Genomic DNA, 9,007 nt, shown 5'->3' on the forward strand with positions numbered 1-9,007 from the left:
GGCTCCCCCTCAGTTTAGGCTTACCTTACTTTCTTATCACCTAACGGCGGTTCGCCCGAACCAGGAGGTACACCAGGAAGGGGCCGCCGATCGCGGCGGTGACCACGCCGACCGGCAGGGTCACCGGCAGCGCCGTCCGGGCCACCAGGTCCGACCCGAGCAGCAGCAGCGCCCCCACCGCGCCGGACGCCACCAGCGGCGGCGTCGGGTACCTGGTCAGACGCATCGCCACCTGCGGCGCCACCATGGCGACGAAGGGGACCGGACCGGCCGCGCTCACCGCGAACCCGGCCAGCAGCACCGCGCACAGCAGCAGCACCGCCCGCACCCGGGTGTGCCGGACGCCCAGGCCCGCGGCCACGTCGTCGCCGAAGTGCATCGGCTTGAACTGGAAGGCGGCGCCGGTCACCACGGCCAGCACCGCCAGCACGCCCCAGAGCGCCGTCCCGACCTCGTCCCAGGAACGGTTGTCCAGCGACCCGACCAGCCACGCCTGGGCCCTGGCCACGTCCCTGATGTCGGCGGTGGCCAGCAGCCAGGTCGTCAGCGCCTCCATCACCGCGCTCACCGAGATGCCGATCAGGATGAGCCGGAAGCCGTCCACCCCGCGGCGCCAGGCCAGGAAGTACACCAGCAGTCCGGTGCCGAGGCCGCCCAGGAGGGACGCTCCGGAGAGGCCGACCGAGCTGACGACCGCGGCGGCCGAGCCGCCCGACACCGTCACCAGGAACACCGCGACCGCGCTCGCCCCGCCGGTGATCCCCAGGATGTCCGGGCTGGCCAGGGGGTTGCGGGCGATCGACTGGGTCAGTGCCCCGGACACTCCCAGGGCGACCCCGACGACCAGGCCGGCCATCGCCCGCGGCAGCCGCAGGTCCATGATCACGAACTGGTCGACCCGCTCGCCCCCGCCGAAGAGGGTGGCGACCACCTGCGGCAGGCCGATGGGGAAGTCCCCCAGGGCGATGGACAGGCAGAACAGGAGGAAGGTCGCCGCCGCCAGCAGCAGCGTGACCAGCACGACCCACGGCCGCCAGACGAAGGACATGCCGCCGAAGCGCACACCCGGAGCCACGGCCGGCTTCACCACTGTCACGTTCATGCGCTCCTGAACTTTCCTCGCCACACCAGGACCGCGAAGAACGGGGCGCCCAGCAGGGCGACCAGCACGCCGGCGTCCAGTTCGCCCGGCCGGACCACCACGCGCCCCACGATGTCGCACACCAGCAGGACCACCGCGCCGAGCAGTCCCGCGTACGGCACCAGCCAGCGGTAGTCGGGTCCGGCGAGGTACCTCGCCACGTGCGCCACCATCAGGCCGAGGAAGGCGATCGGACCGCAGGCCGCGGTGGCCGCGCCCGCCATCAGGGTGATGGCGACGATGCCGACCGTCCTGATCAGGGTGATGTTCACCCCGAGGCCCCGGGCCACGTCGTCGCCGAGGTTGAGCAGGTTGACGGAGGGCAGCACGGCCAGGGCCATGACCAGGCCGACCACGATGAACGGTGTCACCGGCCAGATGACCCGGAACGGGACGCCGGCCAGCGAGCCGGTGTTCCAGAACCGCAGGGCGTTCAGGGCCGTCTTGTCCGACAGCGCGATCGCGGTGGTCATCGCCGCGAGGAACACCGCGACCCCCTGGCCCGCCAGGGCGAGCGTCAGCGGATTCCCGGCGCCCCGGCCGATGCTCGACAGCCCGAACACGACCGCCCCGGCCAGCCCGGCACCGAGGAAGGCGAACCAGACGTACTGGGCCGGGTCGGTGAGGCCGAACAGCGAGATCGCCGACACCACCGCGAAGGAGGCGCCGGTGTTCACCCCCAGCAGGCCGGTGTCCGCGATCGGGTTGCGGGTGAACCCCTGGATCAGCGCCCCGCCGACGCCCAGGGCGATGCCCGCCAGGACCGCGAGCACCGTCCTGGGCAGCCGCACGGTCCGCACGATCAGCCGGATCTCGGTGGCCCGCTGGTCCGGGTCCGGCCCGGCGAACAGTCCGTGCCACACCTCGGCCGGACTCAACGCCCGCGCACCGACGGCGACCGAGACCACCGCGGCGACCAGGAGGAGCGCGGCGACCGCCACCAGCCCGGTGATCCGCCGCCGACGGGCCGCCGCGGCCGCGGTCGGCACCGGGCCTCCGGCCGTCGTCGTGGCCGGGGCCGGGCGGGGCCTCCCTGGTCTGCCGGCGGGCTGGCCGTCGGGGCGACGGCTGGTGCCGAGGGGCACGGGCGTTCCTCTCTCCTGCGTGGTGCTCACACACCGCCGCCGTGCCGTGCGGTGCGACGGCACGGCAGCGGACGGCGGCGGGTGCGGTGGTGCGGTGGTGCGGTGGTGCTGAGCCTAGGCGGTCGGCTGGCGGACCCCGGCCTCCTCGCTGACGGGCGGGACCTCGACCGGTCCGGCCGCGCGGCCGCGGTCGACGATCGAGTCCAGGATCTCGCCGACCCGGACCGCCGTGTTGGACAGCAGGGAGGAGGTGATGCCGTGGGTGTGCTCCGTGCCGCCCTGGAGGTAGATGCCGCAACGGAGTCCGGGGTCGGTCGCCACCCGGTAGTCGCGCTCGACCCGGACCCGGCCCAGCTCGTCGCGCTGGCACCGGTCGGCGACCGCGCCGAGGACCCCCAGGCCGTCGGCCGGCAGGTATCCGGTGGCGCAGACGACGACATCGGCCTCCAGCGCGGCCGCCTCGCCGGTGACCAGGTTCTCGACGGTCGCGCGGACCGCACCGGGTATCTCCTCGGCGGCCGTGAGGCGCGAGACGTTCAGGAAGCGCAGCCGCTCCGTACCCAGCACCTTCTCCTGGTACGCCTGCCGGTAGAGGTCGTCGATGAGGTCGATGTCCACCACGGAGTAGTTGGTGTTCCCGTGGTAGCCCATCAGCCGGCGCTTCACCTCCTCCGGTGCGGTGAAGTACGCGTCGACGGCCTCCGGGTCGAAGATCCGGTTGGCGAAGCTGCTGTCGTCCGCCGGGCTGTAGCCGTAGCGGGAGAACACCGCGCAGACCTCCGCGGCCGGGAAGCGGCGGTGCAGGTAGGCGACCGCCTCGGCGGCGCTCTGGCCGGCACCGACCACGACGAAGCGGCCGGGCTCGGTGCCGTCGAGGGCGCCGATGTTGCGCAGCAGGTCGGAGTTGTGCCAGACCCGCTCGCCCCGCTCGACGCCCTCGGGCATGACCGGGCGCAGCCCGGTGCCGATGACGAGGTTGCGCGCGCGGTGGACCACGGTCTCGTCCCCGGACCGGGCCGTGACGTCCAGGTACTCCACCACGCCGTCGCGCAGGACGGGTTCGACGGAGACGACCCGGTGGCCGTAGGAGACCATGTCGTCGACCTTCGCCGCGGCCCACTCGAAGTAGTCGTGGAACTCGACCCGGAGCGGGAAGAGGTTCTTGTGGTTGACGAAGTCGATCAGGCGGCCTCTGCTCTGCAGGTAGCAGAGGAAGCTGTACTCGCTCGCCGGGTTCCGGAGCGTCACCAGGTCCTTGAGGAAGGACACCTGCATCGTCGCGTCGTCGATGAGCATGCCCCGGTGCCAGCCGAAGCCGGGTTGCTGCTCGAAGAAGTGCGCGGTGACGGCCTGGTGCCTCCCGACGCGCTCGTTGTGCTCGCTCAGCGCGATCGCCATGGCGACGTTCGACGGCCCGAAGCCGATACCGATCAGGTCGTGGATCAGTGCTGCGTCGCCGGGAAGGGCCCGAGGCATGTCACTCCCATTCGTGCGCCGGTTTGAACTTAGGCAAGGCTAACCTGATCAATCTTGAGTGTCGACCGGGCGGACGGTCAAATCCTCCACCGCCGGTCAACTCCGCCCCGGAAGGGAGCCGTTGCACGGTTAGGTAAGCCTTGCTTTACTTTCCGTGTCAGTTCGCCAGCCCGAGGAGGAACGCTGATGCGGGTCGTCATGTTCGGTTATCAGACCTGGGGCCACCGCACCCTGAAGGCGCTCCTGGAATCCGAGCACGACGTCGTGCTGGTGGTGACGCACCCCCGGAGCGAGCACGCCTACGAGAAGATCTGGAGCGACTCGGTCGCCGACCTCGCCGAGGAGCACGGCGTCCCGGTCCTGATCCGCAACCGCCCGGACGACGACGAGCTGCTGCGGCGCCTGGAGGAGGCCGCCCCGGACATCATCGTCGCCAACAACTGGCGGACCTGGATCCCGCCCCGGATCTACACCCTGCCGAAGCACGGCACCCTCAACATCCACGACTCGCTGCTGCCCAAGTACGCCGGTTTCTCGCCGCTGATCTGGGCCCTCGTCAACGGCGAGTCCGAGGTCGGCGTCACCGCGCACCTGATGGACGAGGTGCTCGACGCTGGCGACATCGTGCGGCAGGAGGCGGTCGCCGTCGGTCCGACCGACACCGCCACCGACCTGTTCCACCGGACGGTCGAGCTGATCGCCCCCGTCACCATCGGCGCCCTCGACCTGATCGCCGGCGGCCGCACGGACTTCACCAAGCAGGACCGCTCGCAGGCCAGCTTCTTCCACAAGCGGGCGGAGGAGGACATCCGGATCGACTGGGGCTGGCCCGCCGACGTGCTGGAACGCCTGGTCCGCGCCCAGTCCGCCCCCTATCCGGCGGCCTTCACCTTCCACCGGGGCAGGCGCCTGGAGATCCTCGCCGCCGTCGTCTCCGAGGGCCGCTACGGCGGCACCCCCGGCCGGATCTTCTACCGCGAGGGCGAGGGCGTGGTGATCGTCGCGGGCGCCGACGCGCGCACCGGCCGCAACCACGGCCTGGCCGTCACCCGGGTCCGCACCGAGGACGGCCGGGAGCTGGCGGCCACCGAGTACTTCACCGCGATGGGCGGCTACCTCACCGCCCGGCCCTGACCACCGGCGGGCCCCGGGGCCCCGCGCCGCGCGGGCGGTGCGGGGCCCCGCCGTCAGGGCCGCCGCCGGAACCGCGGTCGGGCCCGCCGCGAGGACCGGTGCCAGGACCGGTGCCGGGACCGGTGCCGGGACCGCGGTCAGGCCCGCCGCGCGGGCGGCCTCCGCACCGGCCGCAGACCGAAGTGCTCGGCGTCCAGGTGCTCGGATAGCAGCGCGAGAATGTCCGCGAGCCGCTCCCGGTCCGCCGTCGAGAGCGGGGCGAGCACGTCGTCGTCGACGGCCGCCAGCTCCACGTCGACGGCGGCCGCGACCTCGCGGCCCGTGCGGGTCAGCCTGGTCAGCGTCCGGCGGCGGTCCGCCTCGTCGCGGGCGCAGGTGACATGACCGGCGGCCACGAGGTCCCCGACCACCCGGGCCACGTCGGCCGAGGACAGCCCGAGCCGCTCGGCCAGTTCGGCCTTGGAGAGGCCGGGCGTGTCCCCCAGGGCGCAGAGCACCATCACGTGCCAGAGCTTGAGCCCGCGGCCCGCCGCCTCCTCCGCGAGGAGCCGCCGGGCGGCCCGGCCGACGAGCGCCATCAGGAAACTGCTGCGGGCCAGCAGGCCCGGTGGACCCTCCCGCCCGATGTGCGAGCAGCCGGCCGGCGCGGCGGACCCGCGGGAGCGGGCCGGGCGTCCGGGGGCGCCCTCGGGCGCGGTCGCGCCGGAGGCGCGCTGTGCGCCGGGCATACGGTTCGTCATGGAACGTGCCTCCCCTGTCGATCGATCGTGCGTCGTCGCACCGCACAGGCCGGTGACCGACCCTCGGTGTCCCCCCGATCGCGTCTTCGATTTAGGATAGCCTTACCTAAGTTGACAGTGAAGGCGGTGCTCCGCCCGACCTCCCGGGGGACTGTGGCGTGCTACCCGCCCGACCGAAGACCCGACCCGCCGCCCACCCGCCGGGCGGCCCCGCCGAACGGACCACCACCCGGCCGCCGCGGCCCGACCGGCACCGCGCCGCCCGGTGGCGCGCGGCGGGACTCTGCGCGGCCCTGCTGCTGCTCCTCCTGATCACCGTGCTCAGCGTGTCGGTGGGCGCGCGCTCGATCCCCTTCGGCACCGTCCTGCGCGGCCTGTTCTCACCGGACGGCACCGAGAACGCGGTCATCGTCCAGGACTACCGGCTCACCCGTACCCTGCTCGGACTCGCCGTCGGCGCGGGCCTCGGGCTCGCCGGCGCCCTGATGCAGGCGCTGACCCGCAATCCGCTCGCCGACCCCGGACTGCTGGGCATCGAGTCCGGCGCGTCCGCCGCCGTGGTGGCCGCGATCGGCTTCCTCCACGTCACCAGCCCGAGCGGCTACGTCTGGTTCGCCATGGCGGGCTCCGCGCTGACCGCGGCGGCCGTCCACACCCTCGGCACGGCCGGGCGCGGCGCGCCCTCGCCGATCCGGCTGGTCCTCGCCGGAACCGCCGTCAACGCCTCGCTGATCGCCGGGATCTCCACCCTGACCTTCCTGGACCGGGACTCCTTCGCCGCGCTGCGGATCTGGTCGGTCGGCACCCTCGCCGGCCGCGGCGACGACGTCCTGGTGCAGGTCCTGCCGTTCCTGCTGGTCGGCGTGGTCCTGGCGCTGGCATTGGCCGGCCCGCTGAACGCGCTGGCGCTCGGCGACGAACTGGGCAGCGCGCTCGGCGCCCGGCCGGTCCGCACCCGGGTGCTGGTCGCCGTCGCGGTGGCGCTGCTCTGCGGGGCGGCCACCGCGGCGGTCGGGCCCGTCGGCTTCGTCGGCCTGATCGTGCCGCACGCCGTCCGGCTGGTCACCGGGCCGGACCAGCGCTGGCTGCTCGGCTACTGCCTGGTGCTCTCCCCCGCGCTGCTCCTCGGCGCCGACGTGCTCGGCCGGCTGCTGGTGCGCCCGGACGAACTGGCGGTCGGCATCGTCACCGCCGCCCTCGGCGCCCCCGTGCTCGTCGTCCTGGTCCGCCGCCGGAAGGTGCCCCAGCTGTGACGTCCCGTCCGGAGGACCTCGCCCTCCCCCTCCCCCCGTTGTCCGCCGCGCCGGGCGCGATCGACCCGGGCGCGCTCGTCCCGGGTCTGCGGATCCGCCTCGGCCCGCTGCGCCTTCGGGTCGCCCGGCGCCCGCTGGCCACCGGTCTCGGCCTGCTCGCGGCCCTGCTCGTGGTGGGCGTCGCCGCGCTGGGGACGGGCGACTTCCAGGTCTCCCCCGCCGATGTGCTCCGCACCCTGGCCGGCCACGGCACCGGCACCACCGACTACGTGGTGAACGATCTGCGACTGCCCCGGCTGGCGCTCGGCACCGTGGTCGGCGCCGCGCTGGGGCTCAGTGGCGCGGTGTTCCAGAGCCTGGCCCGCAACCCCCTCGGCAGCCCGGACCTGATCGGCTTCGAGACCGGTGCGGCGACCGGCGCCCTGCTCCAGATCCTGGTCCTGGGCGGAGGCCCGTTCGCGGTCGCGCTGGGCGCCGTGGGCGGCGGCTTCGCCACCGCGCTGGTCGTCTACCTGCTGGCGTACCGGCGCGGGGTGCAGGGCTACCGGCTGATCGTGGTCGGCATCGCCGCCGGCGCGCTGCTCAGCTCGGTGAACGCCTATCTGATGACGGAGGCCTCGATCGACGAGGCACAGGCGGCGGCGGTGTGGCTGACCGGCTCGCTGAACGGCCGGGGCTGGGAGCAGTTCGCCCCGGCCGCGGCGGCGGTCGGACTGCTCCTCCCCGCAGTGCTGCTGATGGGCCGCCACCTGCGGCTGATGGAGTCCGGCGACGACAGTGCCAAGGCGCTGGGCGTCCCGGTGGAACGCTCCCGCGCGCTGCTGGTGGTGTGCGCGGTCCTGCTGGCGGCGGTCGCCACCGCGAGCGCCGGGCCGGTCTCCTTCGTGGCACTGGCCGCGCCGCAGCTGGCCCGGAGGCTGTCCGGCGCGGCCGGGGTGAGCCTGCTGCCGTCGGCGCTGATGGGCGCGGTGCTGCTGTGCGCGGCGGACCTCGCGGCGCAGCGGGTGCTGGCGCCGGTCCAGCTCCCGGTGGGCATCATGACGGCGGCGATCGGCGGGCTGTACCTGGTCTGGCTGCTCTCGCACGAATGGCGGTCGGGCCGGCGCTGACCGGGCGCCGGGCGGGGCGGAGAACGGGCGGGGCGGGGAACGAGCGGGGCGGGGAACGAGCGGGGGCGGGGACGACGGCGGGGCCCGTCCGGAGCGGTCCGGACGGGCCCCGACGCACGGCCCGCGGTTCAGCCGGCGGCCGCCTCCTCCTCGTCGTCCTCGTCCGGCTCGTGGTGGTCGAGGTTGACGGTCCCGCGCTTCCAGTAGCCGTCGACGTCGGTGATGTCGCGGTCGAAGCCCAGCGCCCGCAGGTGCCGCCGGATCGGCCTCAACTCGCCCGCCTCGCCCGCGATCCAGACGTAGGGCACGCCGGGCGGGTGCTCCAGGTCGCGGATCGCGGTGTACAGCCGGTCGCTGTCGCCGTGGGCGCGGCCGTCGCGGTGCAGCCAGACGATGTCGGCGTTCGCGCGGGTCTCCAGGTGGTGCTCCTCGGCCGCGTCGTCGACGAGCACGAAGACCTTGGCCACCGCGCCCTCGGGCAGGATCTCCAGGTACCGGGCGACGCCGGGCAGCCCGGTCTCGTCGCAGCCGAGCAGGTACCAGTCGAAGTCCAGGTCGGCCAGCACGGAGCCGCGCGGCCCGGCCAGGCCGAGCTTCTGCCCCGGCGCGGCCTGCTCGGCCCAGACGGAGGCGACACCGCTGCCGTGCAGCACGAAGTCGAGGTCCAGCTCGCCGGCCTCGCGGTCGAAGCGCCGGGTGGTGTAGTCGCGGGAGATCGGGTACGGCGGGGAGTCGGGGAAGATCAGGCCCTCGTCGTCGTCCCCCAGCAGGGGCAGCACCGGCTCGGTCTCGCCGGGCGCCGGGAAGAAGGCCTTCACGTGGTCGGCGGGCGCCTGGTCGACGAAGCCGGCCAGTTCGGGTCCGCCGAGGGTGACCCGGACCATCCGGGGCGTGATCCGGGTGACCCGGAGGACCTCCAGGGTCCGCAGCGCGAGGTCGTGGTAGACGGTCTTGATCCGGTGGGCGTTGTCGCTCATGGGTGTCCTCGTTTCGGGCCGGGGGAAGCACGGAGCCCCCCGGGAAGTGCGGCCGGACGGCGGCAGCCGGTCCGGCGGTACGGCGGCGCGGC

Annotated in this window: 8 protein-coding genes; 3 read left to right on the forward strand and 5 right to left on the reverse strand. The window is 73.9% G+C overall.

The annotated features are described in order from the left end of the window. Window positions 1-40 precede the first annotated feature (40 nt). The 3 genes from BLU95_RS02600 to BLU95_RS02610 all read right to left on the reverse strand — a co-directional run bounded on the left by BLU95_RS02600 (window position 41) and on the right by BLU95_RS02610 (window position 3,702). Window positions 41-1,102, reverse strand: a complete 1,062-nt coding sequence (locus BLU95_RS02600; protein WP_093858482.1) for a FecCD family ABC transporter permease — start codon at window positions 1,100-1,102, stop codon at window positions 41-43. Then, window positions 1,099-2,130, reverse strand: coding sequence for a FecCD family ABC transporter permease (locus BLU95_RS02605; RefSeq protein WP_093858483.1), 1,032 nt, complete (start codon window positions 2,128-2,130; stop codon window positions 1,099-1,101). Before BLU95_RS02605 ends, BLU95_RS02600 begins: the two co-directional genes overlap by 4 nt. Window positions 2,131-2,340: 210 nt before the next feature. Beyond that, window positions 2,341-3,702, reverse strand: coding sequence for a lysine N(6)-hydroxylase/L-ornithine N(5)-oxygenase family protein (locus BLU95_RS02610; protein ID WP_093858484.1), 1,362 nt, complete (start codon window positions 3,700-3,702; stop codon window positions 2,341-2,343). A gap of 186 nt (window positions 3,703-3,888) precedes the next feature. Here BLU95_RS02610 and BLU95_RS02615 point away from each other — a divergent pair, with 186 nt between their 5' ends. Beyond that, window positions 3,889-4,836 (forward strand): methionyl-tRNA formyltransferase, encoded by a 948-nt coding sequence (locus BLU95_RS02615; RefSeq protein ID WP_093858485.1) that lies wholly within the window; start codon window positions 3,889-3,891, stop codon window positions 4,834-4,836. Between the two features lie 137 nt (window positions 4,837-4,973). Here the strand turns inward: BLU95_RS02615 and BLU95_RS02620 are convergent, their stop codons facing one another. Further along, window positions 4,974-5,576: a MarR family winged helix-turn-helix transcriptional regulator gene (locus tag BLU95_RS02620; RefSeq protein ID WP_093858486.1), complete on the reverse strand. Its 603-nt coding sequence runs from the start codon at window positions 5,574-5,576 to the stop codon at window positions 4,974-4,976. Between the two features lie 158 nt (window positions 5,577-5,734). Here BLU95_RS02620 and BLU95_RS02625 point away from each other — a divergent pair, with 158 nt between their 5' ends. Together BLU95_RS02625 and BLU95_RS02630 are read left to right on the forward strand one after the other, a co-directional pair. Beyond that, the gene (locus BLU95_RS02625; RefSeq protein ID WP_093858487.1) at window positions 5,735-6,829 is read left to right on the forward strand and encodes a FecCD family ABC transporter permease; all 1,095 of its coding nucleotides are present in this window, start codon (window positions 5,735-5,737) and stop codon (window positions 6,827-6,829) included. Further along, window positions 6,826-7,938 (forward strand): FecCD family ABC transporter permease, encoded by a 1,113-nt coding sequence (locus BLU95_RS02630; protein WP_231978222.1) that lies wholly within the window; start codon window positions 6,826-6,828, stop codon window positions 7,936-7,938. The genes BLU95_RS02625 and BLU95_RS02630 overlap by 4 nt, the downstream gene beginning before the upstream one ends. 128 nt (window positions 7,939-8,066) lie before the next feature. Here BLU95_RS02630 and BLU95_RS02635 read toward each other — a convergent pair whose 3' ends face one another. Then, window positions 8,067-8,915, reverse strand: coding sequence for a siderophore-interacting protein (locus BLU95_RS02635; RefSeq protein WP_093858488.1), 849 nt, complete (start codon window positions 8,913-8,915; stop codon window positions 8,067-8,069). Window positions 8,916-9,007: the final 92 nt, after the last annotated feature.

It is taken from the genome of Streptomyces sp. TLI_053, from assembly GCF_900105395.1.
Lineage (GTDB): Bacteria > Actinomycetota > Actinomycetes > Streptomycetales > Streptomycetaceae > Kitasatospora.

Bases quoted from the DNA above. Each gene is read 5' to 3' on its own strand.
- BLU95_RS02620 (WP_093858486.1), bottom strand. From the start codon at position 5,576: ATGACGAACCGTATGCCCGGCGCACAGCGCGCCTCCGGCGCGACCGCG.
- BLU95_RS02600 (WP_093858482.1), bottom strand. From the start codon at position 1,102: ATGAACGTGACAGTGGTGAAGCCGGCCGTGGCTCCGGGTGTGCGCTTC.
- BLU95_RS02610 (WP_093858484.1), bottom strand. From the start codon at position 3,702: ATGCCTCGGGCCCTTCCCGGCGACGCAGCACTGATCCACGACCTGATC.
- BLU95_RS02615 (WP_093858485.1), top strand. From the start codon at position 3,889: ATGCGGGTCGTCATGTTCGGTTATCAGACCTGGGGCCACCGCACCCTG.
- BLU95_RS02635 (WP_093858488.1), bottom strand. From the start codon at position 8,915: ATGAGCGACAACGCCCACCGGATCAAGACCGTCTACCACGACCTCGCG.